The sequence below is a fragment of the Polynucleobacter nymphae genome (assembly GCF_018882155.1).
In the GTDB taxonomy this organism is placed as follows: Bacteria; Pseudomonadota; Gammaproteobacteria; order Burkholderiales; family Burkholderiaceae; genus Polynucleobacter; species Polynucleobacter nymphae.
In genome coordinates this window covers 53,174-74,539 of record NZ_JACVPA010000001.1, presented here as the reverse complement: position 1 = coordinate 74,539, position 21,366 = coordinate 53,174, and the positions used below count along the sequence as shown (strand labels likewise).

The following is a 21,366-nucleotide window of genomic DNA, read 5'->3' as shown; positions in this document are numbered from 1 at the left end:
TTAGATTGCAGCAGCAATCGCCTTGCCCAAATCATCCGTCTTAGCAGTGCCACCTACATCTGGCGTTAATGGTGCATGTCCAGGGCCAGCTAAGAGCACTTTTTCAATCGCATTAAAAATGGCTTTACCTGCCTCTGGATAACCAAGGTGATCTAACATCATCGCCCCACTCCAGATTTGCCCAATCGGATTGGCAATCATCTTGCCAAAAATATCTGGGGCCGAACCATGAACCGGCTCAAATAAGGATGGGAACTTACCTTCTGGATTAATACTGCCGGAAGGAGCTACTGCAATCGTGCCAGTGCAGGCAGGACCCAAGTCAGAGAGAATATCCCCAAACAGGTTACTCGCAACCACCACATCAAAGCGATCAGGATTCATAACAAAGTGAGCGGCCAAAATATCGATGTGATATTTATCAGTGCGCACATCGGTAAATTTCTTAGACATTGCCTCCACTCGCTCATCCCAATAGGGCATGGTGATTGCAATGCCGTTAGATTTAGTCGCAGAAGTTAAGTGCTTCTTAGGGCGACTCTGGGCCAGATCATAGGCATATTTCAGAATACGATCAACGCCCTGTCTTGTGAATACCGACTCCTGAATCACAATCTCGCGGTCGGTATCGGGGAACATCTTGCCGCCAACGCTGGAATACTCACCTTCAGTGTTCTCACGTACCACAAAGAAGTCGATATCACCTGGCTTGCGATTAGCTAAAGGACAAGGAATGCCAGGCAATAAACGGACTGGGCGAAGGTTCACGTATTGATCAAAGCCACGACGGAACTGAATTAAGCTGCCCCACAAAGAAACGTGGTCAGGCAGAATATCGGGCATGCCAACAGCACCAAAAAAGATGGCATCGTATTGCATGAGGGTTTCGAACCAGTCATCTGGCATCATCTTGCCGTGCTTAAGGTAATAATCACAGCTAGCAAAATCAAAATAATCGAACTGCATGCCAATACCAAATTTACGGTTAGCAGCTTCTAAAGCACGCACCCCCTCTGGCATGACTTCCTTACCGATGCCATCACCGGGGATCACGGCAATTTTGGGGTTCTTAAAGATTTTTTTAGCGTTCATATTTTTTATCTCAAATAATTAACAGTTGTGTTTAATACAATTAGGTGAATATCGATACTAGCTGATCGCACGACGAATTTGGTCTGGGGCAACCTTGCCGCCCTTAGCAACAGAGTCGCTGTCGTGCTCTTCGGTATTTTCGATAGTCTCAAGAACATCCTCCTGCATCCGGATATTATCCTTCGGACAGATTGGCGCCCCATAACTAGCCCATTTTTTAAGCAAAGTGACCTCATAGCCACATTGACCACATTTGGCCTTACTGCGGCTAGCATTACTGGGTCTTGGCGGTGGAAAATTGATGGCCTGATGAGGATATGGGCCAAGCTCTTGGCTAATCATCATGAGCCTCACTATTAGCTCCTCAGTAGCATGCGCCATCCTTGCAGGTCCTTCTAGGCCGACTGTTTGAGCAATGCCCTTAAAGTCTTCTCCATGGCCACTAAAGCAGTCATCAACAGCATGGCATAGCTCGTGTACTAAGGTATCGAGTAACTGCACTGGATCATCGATTTTGGGCGAGATAAAGATCTCATTGACACCCCCTCCAGAACGTTCTCTCGGCCAACATTGACCCAAGGTGGTTCTGGGGCTGCTAGAGGCCGGAAAACCACAGGAAACTCTCACTGGGGGGATGGCATAGCCTGCCTTGGAAAATACTGGCTCTAGGTGTCTAACGGCATCCTCGAGCCATGCTTCACGGACTGAATGTTGCTTCATCGATCTACTTACTTTGCGCTAATAGTTTGGTATTTAAAACGGTAAATTGCGATCATACGCCACCGAACGTAAAATAGCGCTATGAAAGATCTCGAAAGCCTCAGTGCCTCCCAAGCTGCAAAAGCCCTCTCCAGAAGAGAGATTAAAGCAACCGATTTACTACTCTCCTGCTTAGATCGTATCGGCCATCGCGAAAGCACTGTAAAGGCCTGGGTTAGTCTCAGCAAGGAAAGCGCCATCGCAAGAGCTAAAAAGCTCGATAAGGGTGCCGTTCAAGGTCTGTTGCACGGGCTGCCAATTGGGGTGAAGGATTTATTCGATACCTATGATTTACCTACGGCGTATGGGTCCCCTATTTATCAAAATCATTACCCAAGATCAGATGCGGTTTCAATTGCACTAATGCGACAGGCTGGCGGCATCATCCTCGGAAAAACAGTCACCACAGAATTTGCTACCTTTAAAGCTGGCGTCACTACTAATCCCCATAACAGTAAACATACTCCCGGTGGATCTTCGAGCGGCTCTGCTGCTGCAGTTGCTGATTTCATGGTGCCTTTGGCAACCGGCAGTCAAACTGCTGGCTCCATTATTCGCCCTGCATCATATTGTGGCGTGGTTGGCTTTAAGCCTAGCCTCGGAAAGATTAGCATTGCTGGCGTCAAAAGCCTCTCGATCTCGCTAGATACTTTAGGCTGCTTTGGCCGTAGCGTAGAAGATGTTGCGCTAGGGATGGCCGCCATGAGTGGCGACCATCAGCTTGCTACAGTGAAAGAGCTTCATAACAAGCCCCGCATCGGAATTTGCAAGACCGCTAACTGGTCACACGCTCAAAAAGAAACGGCTACTGCACTAGCAGTTGCAAGACATGCAGCGGAATCCATTTGCAAAGGAACAGTTGTCGATCAGAAGCTAGCAAAAGCGTGCAATGGTTTGACCCAAGCCCAAACCAACATCATGCTTTCGGAGATGTCGCGCAGTCTTGCTTTTGAGCACTCCCATTTTCCGAAGAAAATTAGTCCGCTCGTGAATAAACTACTGAGTGATGGTGCACAAATTACCTATGAGCAATATGTCAAAGATCTATTGATGGTTGAGCGTGCCAAAGCGTCGGTCGCAGAGCTTTTTAATAATGAGATTGATATCTTGATAGCCCCTAGCGCCACCGGTGAAGCGCCATTAAGCAAAGATGGCACAGGCGACCCTATCTTTTGCAGGGACTGGAGCATGCTGGGTCTGCCTTGTATTAATCTCAATGTTGCTAGCGGGCCCAATGGCTTGCCGGTAGGTGTGACACTTATTGCGGGCCCAGGTAAGGATCAATTCTTACTCAGTGCAGCAAGAGCATTTGCACTAGCCTTACCTGATCCCGTTTTGCGAGATCAGGCTTAAAACATATTTAATCGAGCGTGATGTTGGCAGACTTGATTGCCTTACTCCAGTATGGGAGCTCTTTCTTCACCAAGGCATCCGTTGCAGCAGGAGTTAAATAACGTAACTCTACGCCGGCAGCATCAGCGCGCTCTTTTACTTCAGGCAATGCCAAACTCTTTTTCACTGCGTCTGTCAGCTTAGTAATCACTGGTGCAGGTGTCCCAGCAGGTGCAAACAAGCCGACCCAAGACTCTAACTGGAAAGAAGGTAAACCAGCCTCGGCAGTTGTTGGCACATTCGGCATCCCTGGATGGCGACTCTTACCAGTGACTGCTAAACCTTTGAGCTTGCCACTTTGTACATGCTGCATCAATGATGGTGGAGTACTGATAAAGACTTGTACTTGACCAGCCAGAACATCCTGAATCGCAGGGCCAGACCCTTTGTAAGGGACGTGGGTCATCTCAATACCGGTAGATTGCTTAAACATCTCAGTACCAATATGGGAGACTGAGCCATTGCCCTGTGAAGCGTAATTGAGCTTTCCTGGGTTGGCTTTGGCGTAGGCAATAAATTCTTTTAAGGTATTGACGGGTACTGACGGATGGACAGCGATCACATTAGTAGAAATAGTTAACAAAGCAATCGGAGAAAAATCTTTCACGGGATCCCAAGGAAGCTTATCCATTAAAGCTGGGTTACCTACGTGATAGCCAGAGTAAGAAATCAATAATGTATATCCGTCAGGCTTCGCATTGGCGACAAATTGGTAGGCGATGTTTCCACTTGCCCCGGGTCTGTTATCCACGACCACGGTTTGACCAATCACCCTCGTTAGTGGTTCACTGAGTAAGCGTGCTGAGGTATCAACCAAACCTCCTGGAGGGTTTGGAACAACTAAAGCAATGTTTCTATCAGGAAAGGATTGCGCACTAGCGATACTGCTTAGTGCCGTCAACCCTAAGCAGATGAATAATTTTTTACTTAGAATGCCTGTTTTCATAACGATCTCCTAATTCTGATAATACGTTTATCTTTGACCTACTTTAACGTTTCCGAATACTGCTTGTGCATCGCGGGGTAAGCAACGCCAATAGCGCTCATTAGCGTTGACAGTGCGCTCCAATGCTGCAGCCGCCTCCCAGCCCCAGCGGGGTTTGTATAAGAAGGCTCTGGCTAAGGCCACCAAATCAGCATCGCCAGCCTGCAAAATCGCTTCTGCCTGATGTGGGTCCGTAATCAAACCTACTGTCATCGTCGACAAACCAGTTTCATCTTTGACCACCTTAGCAAAAGGCACTTGATAATTGGGTCCTAGCTCAATTTTTTGCTTCGGAGAAATGCCACCAGAAGAGATGTGAACAAAATCGCAACCAAGCGGTTTGAGATGCTTTGCAAACTCCGCCGTGTCATCGTGTGTCCAGCCACCCTCTATCCAATCACTCGCTGAAATACGAATACCCAAAACACCTTGATAAGCTGCCCTGACTGCGGTAAATAATTCCAATGGAAAACGAATCCGGTTTTCAAAAGACCCACCGTATTCATCGGTTCTTTGATTGGCGATAGGAGATAAGAACTGATGCAATAAATAACCATGAGCACTATGCAGCTCAATACCATCAAGGCCAATGCGATCAGCGCGTTTAGCTGCCATCACGAAAGCATCAATCAGATCGTTTAATTCCGCTTTAGTAATCTCGTGAGGTAAGCGCTCTCCTTCATGCTGAGGAATAGCTGAAGGCGCTCTCATTTCCCAGCCACCCTGATCAACGGGGAGCAATTGACCGCCATCCCAAGGGGTCGCGCTAGATGCTTTACGACCAGCATGCGCTAATTGAATAAACACAGGCATCGCTGGGGCTAGTTTTCGTGCACGGGTTAATTTATCTTTTAAAGCGGCTTCGGTGCGGTCGTCCCACAACCCTAAGCATGCTGGTGTAATTCGGGCCTCTGGCGTGACACCGGTAGCCTCAATAATGAATAAAGCTGCCCCACTATTAAACAGGTTTCCCCAATGCATGAGGTGCCAGTCAGTTGCCTCGCCATGATTGGCCGAGTATTGGCACATTGGGGCTACTACGATGCGGTTAGCCAATTCCAATGGGCCACGAGGTGAATTGAGGGTGTACTTGGAGAACAAAAGACTCATGGGATACCTTAAAAAGCTGAAAAATAGTCCAAAAATTACGAAATGAACTCTAAAGCGATAGAATACTCAAAAAGCAAAATAAACCAGAAACCAAGCCCTGTGGACCCTGTGGTCTGCAAGCTTCCTTTATCCAAAAACTGATTAATAAACGAGATTATGAACGCACCTCAAGCCTTTGATTCAAAAGCTGATATTGGCCACTATGTTGGTGGCAATCTAGTGAGCCCTAAGGAGGGCCGCTTTGCTGATGTCTACAACCCTGCCAAAGGTGTTGTAGCCCGCCGTGTAGCTCTGGCTAGTCGCAAAGAAGTCGACGCTGCTGTGGCGGTTGCACAGGCGGCTTTTGAGACTTGGAGCCAAACCAGTCCATTACGCCGAGCCCGCATCTTATTTAAGTACCTTGACTTACTTAATGCCAACCGCGATGCCTTAGCGGCAATCATTACTGCCGAGCACGGCAAAGTATTTACTGACGCGCAAGGTGAAGTAACGCGGGGTATCGAAATCGTGGAATTTGCTACTGGCATCCCAGAATTACTCAAAGGGGAATACACCGAACAGGTATCTACCGATATTGATAACTGGGTCATGCGCCAACCTTTAGGCGTAGTAGCTGGCATTACCCCATTTAACTTCCCCGTCATGGTTCCGATGTGGATGTTCCCTGTAGCAATTGCTTGTGGCAACACCTTTATTCTCAAGCCAAGTCCAACCGATCCATCTGCTTCATTGTTGATGGCTAAGCTTCTCAAAGAAGCGGGCCTACCTGATGGCGTATTTAACGTTATCCAAGGTAATAAAGAAGCTGTAGATGCTCTGATTGAAAACCCAGATGTTAAAGCGGTGAGTTTCGTTGGCTCTACCCCAATTGCCAATTACCTCTATGAGCGCTGCGCTCACTTTGGTAAGCGCTCCCAGGCTTTGGGTGGTGCCAAGAACCATATGGTGATCATGCCTGATGCTGATATGGATAAAGCGATTGATGCTCTGATTGGCGCTGCATACGGTTCTGCTGGTGAACGCTGCATGGCAATTTCGGTAGCGGTTTTGGTTGGCGATGCTGCTGACAGAATCATGCCAAAACTCATCGAGCGCACTAAAACCTTGAAGGTCAAGAATGGTATGGAGCTGGATGCTGAAATGGGCCCTATCGTTACTAAGGCAGCCCTAGAGCGCATTACGGGCTACATCGAAAGCGGCGTTGCTTCTGGCGCCAAATTATTGGTTGATGGCCGTGGCTTAAAAGTTCCTGGTAGCGAGAGTGGTTTTTTCATTGGCGGCACGCTCTTTGATAACGTGAAACCGGATATGAAGATTTATCTCGAAGAAATCTTTGGTCCAGTTTTATCTTGCATGCGAGTAGCCAACTTTACGGATGCGCTTAATCTGGTTAACTCTTGCGAATTTGGCAATGGTGTTGCTTGCTTTACTAGCGATGGCAATATTGCCCGTGAATTTGCCCGCCGCGTTCAAGTTGGTATGGTCGGTATTAATGTCCCTATTCCAGTGCCGATGGCCTGGCATGGCTTTGGTGGTTGGAAAAAATCCATCTTTGGCGATATGCATGCTTACGGAAAAGAAGGTGTGCGTTTCTATACCAAGCAAAAGAGTGTTATGCAGCGTTGGCCTGAGAGCATAGCCAAGGGTGCTGAGTTTGTAATGCCAACCTCGAAGTAATATTGCTAGCAGTATTTAGCTATTACAGGAGCTGATTGGAAGTAGCGGCGTAAGATCTGATCACTTTCGACCGTTGAGGAAGGAAGTTAATATCTGCCCTAGCCCTTTGCATTCAATAAGCTCGCGCTCTTCAATCACAAACGCATCTTTTACCAACTCAGCAGTTGCTGGTGTCATATGGACTCGTCCAACCAATGAGGTCGACTCCATGCGGCTAGCAGTATTTACTGTGTTGCCCCATAAATCATAGGAAAATTTAGTAAAGCCAATCACCCCTGCCACTACAGGCCCTGAATTTAAGCCAACGCGCATTTCCAACTCAATGCCGTTATCGGCATTAAATGCTGCAAGGTCTTCAAACATTCCTAGGGCCATATCAGCAACGATAATGGCATGATCTGAACGCGGTATGGGCAAACCTCCTGCTGCCATATAGGCATCACCAATCGTTTTAATTTTCTCTAGACCGAGATCTTCCGCTCTTCTATCAAAGCGCCCAAACAAATCATTTAATAATTTAACTAATTCAGAAGCAGTTTTATTCGAGGCCATCTTAGTAAAACCAGATAAGTCACTAAACAAAATTGTGACCTCAGGGTAACTTCCTGAAATATTGCTCTCGCCTTTCTTTAAACGCTCTGCAATTGGCTTAGGCAGAATATTAAGCATGAGCTTTTCGGTTTTCATCTGCTCAATATTCAGCAACTCTTTTTCATGCTGGAGTTGAACAATCCGTTCACGATCCACATCCCTTAAGCGCTTCTTTTCTAAGGATGAAAACACCCTAGCACGCAGTAGCACAGGATCAAATGGCTTAGGGAGATAGTCCTCTGCCCCAACCTGAATACACTCTATGGTTCGTTCAAAATGCTCCGATCCTGAGACCACAATGATGGGTAGATAACGAAGCTCAGGGGAAGACTTCACTGCCTTAAGCGTTTCAAGGCCATCCATCTCAGGCATTTCCATATCCAAGAGCATGAGATCAAATGTCTCGGCTTGAATCTTTTGCAAGGCCTCGACTCCATCTCCTGCCTCTTGAATATTGGTGATACCAACCGAGTTCAGTTCACGAATCAACAGTCTGCGTAAGGTACGACTATCGTCGACTACCAAGACTTTCATGGCCTTGGTTTGCTCTAGAATTTCTGGTGAAATATCACCCATCTCTGCACTCATATATTCTGCCTCGAATTAATGGATCTTTTTTTGATAATAAGAAACTCGGTCTAATTGCACAATCTGATACGTCTGATCAAATAAGATGGATTCTGATGAACCAAGAATTAAATAGGAAGAAGCATCTGATAGTTGCGAATAGAGCCGCTTCAAAATTTTAGCTTTAGTGTTCTGGTTAAAATAAATCAATACATTGCGCATTAAAATTAAATCAAATTTTGGCATCAAAGGCCAATCTTGAATCAGGTTCATCTGCTTAAATTGCACCATGCTACGCAGCTCGGGATTTATTTCGTAATGCCCGTTAGGCAGCTTCTTAAAATGCCTCTCAATTTGGGCCTCAGTTAGTCCACGCTGCACTTCAGTATGGTTATAAATCCCTGAGCCAGCTTTTTCCAAGGCCTGCTCTGAAATATCCGTGGCAAAAATACGAATATTCCAAGCTATCAGTTCAGGAAAATGTTCGCGCAATAAAATCGCAATGCTATAGGGCTCTTGTCCAGCAGAAGAAGCTGCAGACCAAATATTGAGCTCACGTGTTTCTCTGCGTTTCTGAAATAGTTCCGGAAAAATAGTTGTTCTAAGAGCTTCAAATGGACTGGAGTCCCGATAAAAACTGGTTTCATTGGTAGTCATTGCTTCAAAGGCTTGCCAATGAATTACTCCAATAGGGTTGGTAATCAAGAAGCGCAATAGAGCTGCATGATTTGTAAAACGATGTTCGGTAACAACGCTTGATAGACGAGACTGAATCAAATACGTCTTACTTAAATCCAAGGCAATGCCAATATTTTTTTCTACTAAGCTAAAGAAGCTCTCAATATCCGCTTCATCAATCGGGTTCATCTCTAAACTCATTTCAGATTAGTCCGAAACAGAATTTCATCAGGAATAGCCTCTAAGGGAAGTATCTTTTCGGCTAAATCTGCTTGAGCTATCGCTCCAGGCATGCCCCAAATGACGCTGGTTGCCTCGTCTTGCGCTAACACCACTCCATTATTACGAATGATATCCTCTGCACCACGCAAGCCATCGTAGCCCATACCAGTCAGTACAACTGCTAATAAGGACTGTCCATACACTTTCGCAGCGCTTCTAAATAAAACATCGACGGCGGGTCTACAAGAATTCTCAGGGGGGTCTTCATTCAAATGCATTAAGACTTTGGTGCCTTTCTGCCTTAACTCAAGATGGTAGCCACCAGGCGCTAAATAAGCATGACCAGCTAATGCCTCTTGACCCTCATAGGGCTCTTGCACTGGCATTACTCCCACTTCTGTTAACCGTGCTGCCAATAAAGTGGTGAACTTTGGAGGCATATGCTGAACGATAAAGATGGGCACTGGTAAAGGACTGCGCCAGAGCTCAAAAACCTTCATCAGAGCTGCTGGGCCGCCGGTAGAAACTCCGATACAAAGTGCATTTACCGGATAGAGCGGTCGCCCTTCTGGTCGCGCCACCTTTGCTTTTAGAGGGAGAGAGTTTTGGGCGCTAGGTAATGTGATAATTTTTTCAGGGGCTGGCATTGAAAGCGCCTCCCGCCGAGCAGCACCCCTCTCTTTGAGAGGTATCGTCTTTTTATTATCCTCAGATGCACGTTGACACAAGGCCTTAATCTTGGGAATCAAATTTTCTTCCAGAACTCTGTATGCCTCGGCAGGGTCAGATGCGGCTTGAGGCTTGCCGACATAATCACTAGCACCATAGGTTAAGGCGTCCATCGTATCGCTAGCGCCACGTTGAGTAGTTGAACTAAACATAACAATGGGGAGATTAGGATGCGATTTACGAATCTCTCGTAATGCAGTGATGCCATCCATCTCCGGCATTTCAACGTCCAAAGTCACAATATCAGGATTTAAACGCTTGATTGATTCGATTGCGAGCAAACCATTGCCAGCAGTACCAACAACCTCAATATCAGGGTGCTTCATTAATGAGGTCATGATGATGCGGCGCATTACCGCAGAGTCATCCACAATTAGAACTCGAATTTTATCTTCAAACTTCATTACTTAATCCATAAAAATACGAGTATAGGCTTGTGGTTACTGCAGAGTATTTTTGAAGGCTGGCATTAAGGGCACTGCCAATACCTCAATACCTTCTTCCCGCAGGGATTCGGCCTCATCTAAGGTGGTCTGGCCACGAATACTGCGCTCCGGAGACTCTTTGTAATGAATCTTCCTGGCTTCCTCGGCAAATCCGCTGCCGACATCCTCGGATTTTCCCATGAGCTCACGCATCCCCTTTAGAAAGGCTGCCTGAACTTGAGCCTGAAGATCGGAATGGTCTGGGCCAGTTAAAGCAACGACATCACCGCTTAGTTGGCCGGTATCTGCTTTTGATACTGCCAACTCCGTCGATGAAGATTTGGCAATATGCGGGGCTGAGGGCATACGGGTAATGTCTATGCTTTCGCAAATGGGGCAAGCAAGCATTCCCTTATCTTGCTGGGCAAGGCAGTCCTCTTCAGAGGCAAACCATCCCTCAAAGCGGTGTTCTAGCGGGCAAGCGAGGTTATAAACTTTCATAAAACCTATATAGGGGCAAAAGTGCTAAATTCAATAACCCTATTTTAAGCGGTATTGGGAACTGCCTATTTAATAGGCTTTGCAATAGTTGTTGGGCTAACTAGGCCCCGACGATAGCGATCCAGCCAATAGGCAGAAATCGTCGTTTTAACATCTGTAATCTCACCCTCTTCTACCCAAGCAATGAGTTGCTCTAGGGGCGCTGCAAAGACATCCAAGAACTCTTCATCATCTAGCTTGCTCTTGCCAGGAACCAAGTCCTCAGCCAAATAGATATCAATAAATTCTGTTGAATAGGAAATCACGGGATGAATCCGGCGAATATAGCTCCATTTTTTTGCTGTATAGCCCGTCTCTTCAGCAAGCTCACGTTGCGCACATAGCAGCGGATTTTCATTGGGATCTAATTTACCCGCTGGAATTTCAATACAAGCCTTGGCAATGGGATATCGATATTGACGCTCTAAGAGTACCCTACCATCCTCTAATAAAGCCACAACTGCGACAGCCCCAGGATGCGTTAAATACTCTCGTACCGCTTGCTGCCCATCAGGTAATGAAACCGTATCGCGTTTCATCTTCAAGAAAATGCCGTCATAGACTTCTACCCCAGTAATGCGCTCCTCGCGCAAATGCTGATCACCACTGGGTAAATCTTTAAAAGATTTTTCGGTCATCTCTGCCTAAGAATTTAGGAGCCTAATAAGGTGCGACGCATAGCGTCTAGACAAAGACTCATTAAGCCAGCAGGAACAATGCCTAGCGCTAATACCAAAATACTATTTAAGCCCAGAATGCCTTTGGCAAATCCAGAGCCGCTGATGGAAGTCTCCTGCACTGGCTCATCAAAATACATCACCTTCACTACGCGTAGGTAGTAGAAAGCGCCAACCAAGGATGCCATCACGGCAGTAATAGCTAAGAAGGTATGCTCTGCATCCACCAAGGCCTCTAACACGCCTAATTTGGCTGCAAAGCCCACTGTTGGCGGAATACCAGCTAAAGAGAACATCATCACCAGTCCGATGAAAGCAAACCAAGGATGCTTTTTATTCAGGCCCTTGAGGTCATCTAAGGTCTCACAGTCATGACCTTTACGCGAGAGAATCATGAGTAAGCCAAAGCTACCCAATGTAGTTAATACATAGGTAATGGCATAAAACATGGAAGCACTAAACGCATGCTCATCAAAGACCGACAACATGCCTAAAAGTACGAAGCCCATTTGCGCGATTGCAGAATAAGCTAACATGCGCTTCAAATTAGTTTGTGCAATTGCCGTAACGTTACCAACTACTAATGACAGCACTGCCAGTACTACCAACATCGGCTGCCAGTCACCCAAGAGCGGCAATAGAGTGTTCACCAATAAGCGAAATAGCAAGGCAAATGCAGCAAGCTTAGGAGCTGCAGCGATCATCAGAGTCACCGCTGTTGGTGCGCCCTGATAGACGTCTGGTACCCACATATGAAAAGGCACTACGCCTAACTTGAATGCCAAGCCAGCAACAATAAACACTAAGCCAAAAGCCATGACTAAATGATTGATGCGTGGATCAGCAACGATTTTAAAGATTTCTATTAAATCTAATGAGCCGGTTACGCCGTAAAGCATAGACATGCCATATAGCAAGAAGCCTGAAGCCAATGCACCTAAGATGAAATACTTGATGGCAGCTTCAACACTCTTCTCGCTACTATGGCGCATTGCTACCAATGCATAAGTTGGTAAAGCCATTAGCTCCAAGCCAAGGTACAAGGTTAAAAGGTTTGCACCAGAGATCAAGACAAACTGACCCAGCAAGGCAAGTAAAGCTAAAACAATAAAGTCTGGACGGAATAAAGCGCGATCAATGAGGTATTGCTTGGAGTAAATCAAACTTACCAAGACAGCCCCACATGAACAGGCTTTCATTAAGTTAGAAAAAGGGTCAGATTGAAATAAGTCATTCATCGCCATGAGCGCTGGGTCACCCATGCGGCCAATGAATGCAAAGATCAGATATACCAAGAGAATGATGGTGAAGAAATACACAAAACCCACTCCCCGCGGGGTATGGAAAATATCCTGCTCTACACCTGGAGTAGATACCACTTTCTCAGGAACATAAACGCTAGCAACCAATAGAAAACAGGCTGCTATGAGTAAAACGAGTTCCGGCAGGATGGCGTAGAGGTCGAATGCTTGCATTTGCTTTTACTCAGAGTTTGCTCACAGCAACATGCTGTAGCAGATTAATAACGGCAGGATGAATGATGTCTGTAAATGGCTTTGGATAAACCCCCATACCAATCACGCAAATCGTTAATACAGCCATCATGAAGTACTCACGAGCGTTGAGGTCTTTTAGCTCTTCTACATGGGCATTGGTAATCGCACCGAAAAATACGCGCTTGACCATCCACAATGAATAAGCAGCACCCAGAATCAAAGCTGTTGAAGCTAGGATACCAATCACAAAGTCATAGTCCACTGCTGCAAGAATCACCATGAACTCACCAACAAATCCTGAAGTTGCTGGGAGGCCACAGTTGGCCATGGCCATTAATACGGCAAAGGCAGTAAATGCTGGCATACGATGTACTACTCCACCGTAATCAGCAATCTGACGGGTATGCATACGGTCATAGAGCACACCTATAGAAAGGAACATGGCACCGGCTACAAAGCCGTGAGAAATCATCTGCACAATGCCGCCCTCAATACCCAGCGGGCTAAAGAGGAAGAAGCCCAGGGTTACAAAGCCCATATGCGCAACCGATGAATACGCCACGAGCTTTTTCATATCCTTTTGTACTAAGGCTACTGCGCCAACGTAGATCACCGCAACTAAGGATAAGAAGATGATGAATGGACCAAGATATTGGCTAGCGTCCGGTGCAATCGGCAATGAGAAGCGTAAGAAACCATAAGCACCGAGTTTCAACATAATGGCTGCCAAGACAACAGAGCCACCGGTAGGCGCTTCTACGTGAACATCTGGCAACCAAGTATGCAATGGCCACATTGGCACCTTCACAGCAAAAGCCATGAAGAAGGCGAAGAACAGCAAAATTTGCTCGACGATATCTAGGCGTGCATTTTGCCAGACCAAGATATCAAAGCTATTGGTGACGTTATACAAATACAGCATGGCAACCAAAGTTAATAAGGAGCCAAGCAAGGTGTACAAGAAGAACTTGAATGCGGCGTAGATGCGGTTATGGCCACCCCACACACCAATGATGATGTACATTGGAATTAAGGTTGCTTCGAAGAAAACGTAAAACAATAAAGCGTCCAGCGCACAAAATACGCCAATCATCAATCCTGAGAGGAACATGAAGGAAGCCATGTATTGCGATACTTTGGTATCAATGACTTCCCATGCTGCAATCACCACAAAAATATTGATGAAGGCTGTCAGCACAATGAACCAAACAGAAATACCATCAATGCCGAGATAATAGTTAATATCGTAACGGGGAATCCAACTGAACTTCTCAACGAACTGCATTCCTGGGTTAGCAATATCAAAATTGATAATCAGAGGAAGCGTTGCAATGAAACCAAGAATGGCGCCAATCAGAGCTAGCCAGCGAACACCAGCAGATGGTTTATCAGACCCAAAAATTAAAATAATGAGTCCAAAAACAATCGGGGTCCAAATGGCGTAAGAAAGAGTCATGATGGCGGCCTAGCGAACAAAAGGCTGGTAAGCGTATAAAACCCAAGCGAGCAATGCCGCTAAGCCTGCAATCATTGCAAAGGCATAGTGGTAAAGATAACCGGATTGCAAATGGCGTATCACACCAGCAAAGCGCCCTACTGTATGCGCACTGCCATTGACAAAGAAACCATCAATGATTTTTTGATCACCACGGTGCCATAAGAAACTGCCAATCCAAATGAGGCCTTTTGCAAAGACCGCTTGATTTAAATCATCCAGATAGTATTTGTTATCGAGTAATTTCTTAATGGGTGCCAATGCTTCTGCAACCTTAGCGGGTAATTTTGGAGCCCAGAGATAACCAATGGCAGCCGTTAGTACACCCAGCACTACTAACAAGAGTATTGGCGATGTCAATGCATGAATTGCCATTGCTATCGGACCATTGAACTCATCTTCGAGTTCTTTCATGACCGGATGACGTAGAACATCAATAAAGATGGAGTCACCAAAGTAGGTGCCGAACAAGAGTGGCGTAATCGTGTAGAAGCCAATGATGACCGATGGAATCGCTAACAGAATCAATGGCAAGGTCACAACCAACGGAGATTCATGAGGCTTCTCACCTGGCGCTAAACCATGATGGGCATGGTCATCGCCCTGCTCTGCATGCTCATGATGATCATGCGCATGGGAATCAGCATGACCCCAGCGTGCTTTACCGTGGAATACCAGGAAGTAAAGGCGGAATGAATACAAAGCAGTTACGAAGACGCTAGCCATCACCGCAAAGTAAGCAAATCCAGAGCCAGCAATATGGCTAGCAGCAACCGCTTCAATAATAGAATCTTTGGAATAGAAGCCAGAGAAAAATGGAGTGCCAATTAAAGCAAGATTACCAAGCAGCATCATAAGACAAGTAATTGGCATGTATTTCCAGAGACCGCCCATCTTACGCATATCTTGCTCGTGGTGCATACCTAAAATCACGCTACCGGCTGCAAGGAATAATAAGGCCTTGAAGAATGCATGAGTCATCAAATGGAAGATCGCTACTGGATAAGCAGAAACGCCCAGTGCTACGGTCATATAACCCAATTGAGATAAGGTGGAATAAGCCACTACGCGTTTGATATCGTTTTGCACAATACCCAAAAAGCCCATAAAGAGCGTAGTAATTGCGCCAATGATGACGATAAAGCTCAAGGCCACATCTGAAAGCTCGAATAATGGTGACATCCGAGACACCATAAAGATGCCTGCGGTCACCATAGTCGCCGCATGAATCAATGCAGAAATGGGCGTTGGGCCTTCCATAGAATCTGGCAACCAAACATGCAATGGGAATTGCGCTGATTTACCCATCGCGCCGATGAACAAACAAATACAAATTACTGTCAATAAATTCCAGCTAGTGCCAGGTAATGTTTGCGCTGCTAAGGCAGTGTTCTGCGCAAAAATGACGTCATATTGCATTGAGCCGGTACTGGCTAGTAATAAGCCAATACCCAGAATGAAGCCGAAGTCTCCAATACGGTTGACCAAGAAGGCTTTCATATTGGCAAATACGGCAGACTGGCGCTCGAAATAGAAGCCAATCAGCAGATAGGAAACCACACCCACCGCTTCCCAACCAAAGAAGAGCTGCAAGAGGTTATTACTCATCACCAGCATCAACATGGCAAAGGTAAATAAAGAGATATAAGAGAAGAAGCGGTTATAGCCCTCTTCGCCACGCATATAACCAATGGTGTAAATGTGAACCATCAGCGATACAAAGGTCACCACACACATCATGGTTGCTGTTAATGGATCAATTAAGAAGCCAATATCTAAATTGAGCTCACCCAATTCCATCCAGCGGTACACGGTACCGTTGAAATAGAAACCATCCATTACTTGCACCAGCACATTGCAAGACAATACGAATGCAATCGTGACACCTAAGATAGCCACAAACTGGGATGCGCCTTGGCCAATGCGATTGCCGCCTAATTTAGTACCAAATAAACCGGCAATGATCGAGCCAATCAATGGCGCGAGAGGAATCGCACAGAGAACAGGAATATTTAAGGTCAATTGCATGACTAGCCTTTTAGGTGGTCAAGATCATCGGCATTAATGGTGTCGACCTTACGGAAGAGCACTACCAAAATTGCCAAGCCGATAGCCGCTTCCGCAGCTGCCACAGTCAAAATAAAGAATACAAATACTTGACCTGCCATATCACTCAAATAATGAGAGAAAGCGATGAAGTTCATGTTTACCGCCAGCAGCATTAATTCAATTGCCATTAAGAGCACGATCACATTCTTACGATTTAGAAAAATACCGATTACGCTAGTGGCAAACAAAATTGCGCCAAGCACTAAGTAGTGAGCGAGAGTGATATTCATTTCTTCTCCCCTCTAGTATCTTGCTTTGCACCCATATCTGAATCCATTTTGACCACCCGCATACGGTCTGCCGCAACCACATTCACTTGCTCGTGAATATTCTGTGACTTAGAGTCTTTTCGATTACGTAAGGTCAAGGCAACAGCTGCAATGATGGCAACCAAAAGAATTACACCAGCCACTTCAAAGGCGTAAACATAATCTACGAAAATTAATCTACCGAGGGCTAAGGTATTGTTTGCAGCAATTTCTTCTGGCATGACTTGCACAGGAGCGCTCGTACCAATAAAGCTGCGAATGATCACAATCGATAACTCTAGAACAATCACAGTACCCATCAAGAAAGCAACGGGTAGGTATTTTCTGAAGTCACGACGCAAATGTTCTAAATCCAGATCTAACATCATCACCACGAAGAGGAAAAGAACCATCACAGCGCCAACATAAACCAAGATCAATGCCAAGCTCAGGAACTCAGCCTTGAGCAACATCCAAAGGCCTGAGGCGCAAAAGAAAGCCAACACCAAAAAGAGTGCAGCATGTACTGGATTGCGAGCTGTAATCACGCGTACCGCAGAAATCACCAGCAAGCCTGCAAATCCGTAGAAGAAGACCGCAAATAAGGTGGATGGATCAAATGTCATAGTGATGTGTGTTCTATCCGATTAGCGATAAGGTGCATCAGCTGCACGATTGCTAGCAATATCTTTTTCATATTTATCGCCTACTGCCAATAACATGTCTTTAGTGAAGTACAAATCGCCCCGCTTATCACCAAAGTATTCAAAAATATTAGTTTCTACAATCGCATCAACCGGGCAAGCTTCTTCACAGAAGCCACAGAAGATGCATTTGGTTAAATCAATGTCATAACGGCTAGTACGGCGAGTACCATCTTCACGCTCAGCGGTTTCAATGGTGATTGCGTATGCAGGACAGACGGCTTCGCACAATTTACAGCCGATACAACGCTCTTCACCGTTTTCATAACGGCGCAAAGCATGTAGGCCACGGAAACGGGGTGACAATGGAGTCTTCTCTTCCGGGTATTGAATAGTAATTTTTGGCTTAAAGAGATAGCGACCGGTAATAGACATGCCAGTCAAGATGTCTTTAAGCATCAAGCTATCGAGGAATTGGGAAATTTTCTTAAACATAATTGATTAACCTATTTCCAAATATTCCATGGGGATACAACCCATGCACCGACAACAACCACCCAAAATACCGAGATGGGAATGAAGATCTTCCAGCCCAAGCGCATGATCTGGTCATAGCGATAGCGCGGCAAAGTAGCGCGCAACCAAATCACACAAGACAAGAGGAAGAAGGTTTTACCAAACAACCAGAAGAAACCGGGAATATCACGCAAGATTGGCAAGTCAACAATTGGTAACCAGCCACCTAAGAATATGATGGAAGAAACTGCCGCAATCAGGATCATATTGGCGTACTCAGCCAAGAAGAACATGGCAAATGACATTCCTGAGTACTCAACCATATGCCCCGCAACAATCTCTGACTCGCCTTCAACGACGTCAAACGGATGACGATTTGTCTCTGCAACTCCGGAGATGAAGTAGATTAAGAACATGGGGAGTAATGGCAACCAATTCCAGGACAGAAAGTTCAATCCCAGATCAGCAAAAAAGCCTTGCTGTTGGGAGATAACAATAGCGCTCAAGTTCAATGAGCCTGAAGTCAAGAGCACAGTCACTAAAGCAAAGCCCATTGCAATTTCATAAGAGATCATTTGTGCTGATGCACGCATGGCACCTAAGAACGGATACTTAGAATTCGAAGACCACCCAGCCAGAATGACGCCGTATACGCCAATCGATGAAATCGCCATGATATAGAGCAGGCCAGCATTCACATCCGCCAGAACCATTTTGGCCTGGAAGGGAATCACCGCCCATGCCGCAAAGGCAGGCATGATGACCATGATCGGCGCTATAAAGAACAAGACCTTAGAAGACCGTGCAGGAGAAATGATCTCCTTCATCAACAGTTTTAATGCATCAGCAATCGGCTGCAGTAAGCCTAATGGCCCAACACGATTTGGTCCGAGACGAATGTGCATCCAACCAATTAACTTTCTTTCCCAGAGAGTCAAATACGCTACACAAGCAAACATCGGTAATACGATGATGACAATCCGCAGCAATGCCCAAACCAGTGGCCATAAAGAGCCAAAGATAGCCTCGCCTTGCGTAGTAATGAGGTCCAAGAAATGATCCATTCCCTGCCTTATGCCTTACTAACGGTAATAGGACCATACATCGATCCTAATTTCGCACTCGCCATAGTGCCTGCAGAAATTCTGACGGCACCTAGCGCTAAATTCACTTCTAATGTTGCAGGCAGATCAACCGACTGGCTGCCTTGAGAAACTCTTACTGCATCACCCTCTTTGAGGCCGAGTTCTGAGAACAGCTCTTGATTTAAACCAGCCTGATTGCCCCGTTTTGCATCACGTGTTAATTGCAATGCATGGGAACGACGCACGATTTGGTCGCCGGCATAGATGTTGACGTCGGCAATTCGCTCAAGGCCAGGTATTGGAGCATGACTTCCACTGGCAATAGAGTTGCTTGTCGCTTTGTTGCTTAAGCGAGTGCAGTATTTTTCATCCAGGGCTTCACCTAAAACTTCTTCAGGCAAATTAAATAAGAAACCGTCCAGACCTATGAGACCACCAAGTACTCGTAGCACTTTCCATGCTGGGCGGGAATCGCTTAATGGTTTGACTGAAGGTTGAACAGTCTGCGCAATACCTTCTGCATTCACAAATGTACTCACTGTTTCAGTAAAGGTGGAGATCGGCAGAATGACATCAGCCAACTCTAATAAATCAGCGCTCTTATAAGCGCTTAATGCAATCACCGTATTGGCTTTTGCCAAGGCTGCACGTGCTTGCGTAGGATTTTCCAAGTCTGCATCTGGCTCGATATTCATCAGCAATACTGCTTTGCAATTGCCAGAGAGCACAGAGTCAACACCTGCGCCATTGGCATGGACTAAGGCAGCGCCAACAGCATTGCCACCAACTGGTAAGAAACCTAAGGTAGCACCAGTTTGCTCTGCAATAAATTGTGCCAGCACATGTAAATCAGATGCCTGTTGATGCGCAATCGCTGCAGAACCGAGAAGCACTGCTTTTGTAGAGCCAGAAAGTAAGTTGTCAGCAATCTTCTGTGCTGCTGGAGAGACGGATACATTCGCTATACCTGCAGGAGCAGATACGGATTTTGCTTTAGCGACTGCTAGTGCAACTTCACTCAAGCTATTTACCCATGCACTAGGTGCAGCTGTAATAGCGGTATTTGGAATAAGCCAATCATCACCGCCAGCATCAATCCGCATCACTTGTAAGCTGCGCTTGGCAGCAGTCCGAATACGAGCTGCAAGAATCGGCTGATCCTTGCGCAAGAAGCTGCCAATGATCAGAACCCGATCAAGCTCACTCAATTTAGCGATTGGCATACCTAGCCATGGTGCAGTTGCAGCGGCTTTAATATCAGTCTGACGTAAGCGCGTATCAATTTGACTTGAACCCAGGCCACGAATCATCTTTTGCAAGAGATGTAGTTCTTCAGTACTCGAGATTGGATGGGCTAAGGCAGCAATGGACTCTGGACCACTTTGGGCAGAGATAGTCTTTAATGAGTGCGCCACATAATCTAATGCTGACTGCCAATCGGTTTCAAGCCATTGGCCGCCCTGCTTCACCATTGGCGTAGTAAGTCGGTCTGGGCTATTTAAACCCTCATAGGCAAAGCGATCACGGTCACTAATCCAGCATTCATTGATTGCTTCATTCTCTAAGGCCACAACCCGCATGACCTTGTTGTCTTTAGTTTGTACGGTAGTGTTTGCACCTAAGCTATCGTGTGGACTGACAGAGCGCTTACGACCTAATTCCCAAGTGCGGGCTGCATACCGGAAAGGTTTGCTAGTTAATGCGCCAACGGGGCATATATCAATCATGTTTCCAGAAAGCTCTGAATCCACTGTTTGACCTACAAAGGTAGTGATTTCTGAATGCTCGCCACGATTGACCATGCCCAATTCCATGACGCCGGCAACTTCTTGGCCAAAACGAACGCAACGGGTGCAATGAATACAACGGGTCATCTCTTGCATCGAGATTAATGGACCAACATTCTTATGAAACACTACCCGCTTCTCTTCGTCATAGCGTGAATTCGATTTACCGTAACCCACTGCTAAATCTTGTAACTGGCACTCGCCACCTTGGTCGCAAATTGGGCAATCCAATGGGTGATTAATTAGTAAGAACTCCATGACGGAGCGTTGTGCCTCAACTGCTTTAGCCGAATGGGTAAACACCTTCATACCTTGCGTCACTGGTGTAGCGCAAGCAGGCAATGGCTTAGGTGCCTTCTCTACTTCCACCAAGCACATACGGCAGTTAGCAGCAATGGATAATTTCTTGTGATAGCAAAAATGTGGGACGTAGGTGCCAAGCTTATTCGCGGCGTGCATCACCATCGAACCTTGCGGAACCTCTACTGTCTTGCCATCTAATTCGATTTCAACCATGCTCACTTGAAGATATCCCAGCTCAA

19 protein-coding genes are annotated in these 21,366 nt (G+C 46.1%); 2 read left to right on the top strand and 17 right to left on the bottom strand.

What is annotated here, in order from left to right:
- Positions 1–1,092, bottom strand: coding sequence for a tartrate dehydrogenase (locus tag ICN29_RS00410; protein WP_216861457.1), 1,092 nt, complete (start codon positions 1,090–1,092; stop codon positions 1–3).
- Between the two features lie 57 nt (positions 1,093–1,149).
- Positions 1,150–1,812: a SprT family zinc-dependent metalloprotease gene (locus tag ICN29_RS00405; protein ID WP_216128652.1), complete on the bottom strand. Its 663-nt coding sequence runs from the start codon at positions 1,810–1,812 to the stop codon at positions 1,150–1,152.
- Between the two features lie 81 nt (positions 1,813–1,893).
- Here ICN29_RS00405 and ICN29_RS00400 point away from each other — a divergent pair, with 81 nt between their 5' ends.
- Positions 1,894–3,204, top strand: coding sequence for an amidase (locus ICN29_RS00400; RefSeq protein ID WP_216128650.1), 1,311 nt, complete (start codon positions 1,894–1,896; stop codon positions 3,202–3,204).
- Between the two features lie 7 nt (positions 3,205–3,211).
- Here the strand turns inward: ICN29_RS00400 and ICN29_RS00395 are convergent, their stop codons facing one another.
- A complete protein-coding gene (locus tag ICN29_RS00395) occupies positions 3,212–4,189 on the bottom strand; it encodes a Bug family tripartite tricarboxylate transporter substrate binding protein (RefSeq protein ID WP_216128648.1) in 978 nt (325 codons plus the stop codon).
- A gap of 27 nt (positions 4,190–4,216) precedes the next feature.
- Positions 4,217–5,338: an NADH:flavin oxidoreductase/NADH oxidase gene (locus tag ICN29_RS00390; protein ID WP_216128646.1), complete on the bottom strand. Its 1,122-nt coding sequence runs from the start codon at positions 5,336–5,338 to the stop codon at positions 4,217–4,219.
- A 156-nt stretch (positions 5,339–5,494) separates the two neighbouring features.
- Here ICN29_RS00390 and ICN29_RS00385 point away from each other — a divergent pair, with 156 nt between their 5' ends.
- Entirely contained in the window at positions 5,495–7,015 is a 1,521-nt protein-coding gene (locus ICN29_RS00385; protein ID WP_216128644.1) for a CoA-acylating methylmalonate-semialdehyde dehydrogenase, read from the top strand.
- A gap of 60 nt (positions 7,016–7,075) precedes the next feature.
- On the opposite strand, the gene ICN29_RS00380 is transcribed toward ICN29_RS00385, so the two are convergent.
- The 13 genes from ICN29_RS00380 to nuoG form a co-directional block, all read right to left on the bottom strand.
- Complete coding sequence (locus tag ICN29_RS00380) at positions 7,076–8,194, bottom strand: adenylate/guanylate cyclase domain-containing protein (RefSeq protein ID WP_216128642.1); 1,119 nt, start codon at positions 8,192–8,194, stop codon at positions 7,076–7,078.
- 15 nt (positions 8,195–8,209) lie between these two features.
- Positions 8,210–9,052 (bottom strand): CheR family methyltransferase, encoded by an 843-nt coding sequence (locus tag ICN29_RS00375; protein ID WP_216128640.1) that lies wholly within the window; start codon positions 9,050–9,052, stop codon positions 8,210–8,212.
- On the bottom strand, positions 9,049–10,206 hold the full coding sequence (locus ICN29_RS00370; RefSeq protein WP_216128638.1) for a protein-glutamate methylesterase/protein-glutamine glutaminase: 1,158 nt from the start codon (positions 10,204–10,206) through the stop codon (positions 9,049–9,051). The genes ICN29_RS00375 and ICN29_RS00370 overlap by 4 nt, the downstream gene beginning before the upstream one ends.
- 36 nt (positions 10,207–10,242) lie before the next feature.
- A complete protein-coding gene (locus ICN29_RS00365) occupies positions 10,243–10,728 on the bottom strand; it encodes a DUF1178 family protein (protein ID WP_216128636.1) in 486 nt (161 codons plus the stop codon).
- 65 nt (positions 10,729–10,793) lie between these two features.
- Entirely contained in the window at positions 10,794–11,405 is a 612-nt protein-coding gene (locus tag ICN29_RS00360; RefSeq protein ID WP_216128633.1) for an NUDIX domain-containing protein, read from the bottom strand.
- A 14-nt stretch (positions 11,406–11,419) separates the two neighbouring features.
- Positions 11,420–12,919, bottom strand: a complete 1,500-nt coding sequence (gene nuoN, locus ICN29_RS00355) for an NADH-quinone oxidoreductase subunit NuoN (RefSeq protein WP_216128631.1) — start codon at positions 12,917–12,919, stop codon at positions 11,420–11,422.
- A 10-nt stretch (positions 12,920–12,929) separates the two neighbouring features.
- Positions 12,930–14,396, bottom strand: coding sequence for an NADH-quinone oxidoreductase subunit M (locus ICN29_RS00350; RefSeq protein WP_216128629.1), 1,467 nt, complete (start codon positions 14,394–14,396; stop codon positions 12,930–12,932).
- A gap of 9 nt (positions 14,397–14,405) precedes the next feature.
- Positions 14,406–16,463, bottom strand: coding sequence for an NADH-quinone oxidoreductase subunit L (gene nuoL, locus ICN29_RS00345; protein WP_216128626.1), 2,058 nt, complete (start codon positions 16,461–16,463; stop codon positions 14,406–14,408).
- A 2-nt stretch (positions 16,464–16,465) separates the two neighbouring features.
- On the bottom strand, positions 16,466–16,774 hold the full coding sequence (nuoK, locus tag ICN29_RS00340; protein WP_216128624.1) for an NADH-quinone oxidoreductase subunit NuoK: 309 nt from the start codon (positions 16,772–16,774) through the stop codon (positions 16,466–16,468).
- The gene (locus tag ICN29_RS00335; protein ID WP_216128622.1) at positions 16,771–17,418 is read right to left on the bottom strand and encodes an NADH-quinone oxidoreductase subunit J; all 648 of its coding nucleotides are present in this window, start codon (positions 17,416–17,418) and stop codon (positions 16,771–16,773) included. The genes nuoK and ICN29_RS00335 overlap by 4 nt, the downstream gene beginning before the upstream one ends.
- A gap of 21 nt (positions 17,419–17,439) precedes the next feature.
- On the bottom strand, positions 17,440–17,931 hold the full coding sequence (gene nuoI / locus ICN29_RS00330) for an NADH-quinone oxidoreductase subunit NuoI (RefSeq protein WP_216128620.1): 492 nt from the start codon (positions 17,929–17,931) through the stop codon (positions 17,440–17,442).
- Between the two features lie 11 nt (positions 17,932–17,942).
- The gene (nuoH, locus tag ICN29_RS00325) at positions 17,943–19,016 is read right to left on the bottom strand and encodes an NADH-quinone oxidoreductase subunit NuoH (protein WP_216128618.1); all 1,074 of its coding nucleotides are present in this window, start codon (positions 19,014–19,016) and stop codon (positions 17,943–17,945) included.
- Between the two features lie 8 nt (positions 19,017–19,024).
- On the bottom strand, positions 19,025–21,340 hold the full coding sequence (gene nuoG, locus ICN29_RS00320; protein ID WP_216128615.1) for an NADH-quinone oxidoreductase subunit NuoG: 2,316 nt from the start codon (positions 21,338–21,340) through the stop codon (positions 19,025–19,027).
- Between the last annotated feature and the right edge of the window lie 26 nt (positions 21,341–21,366).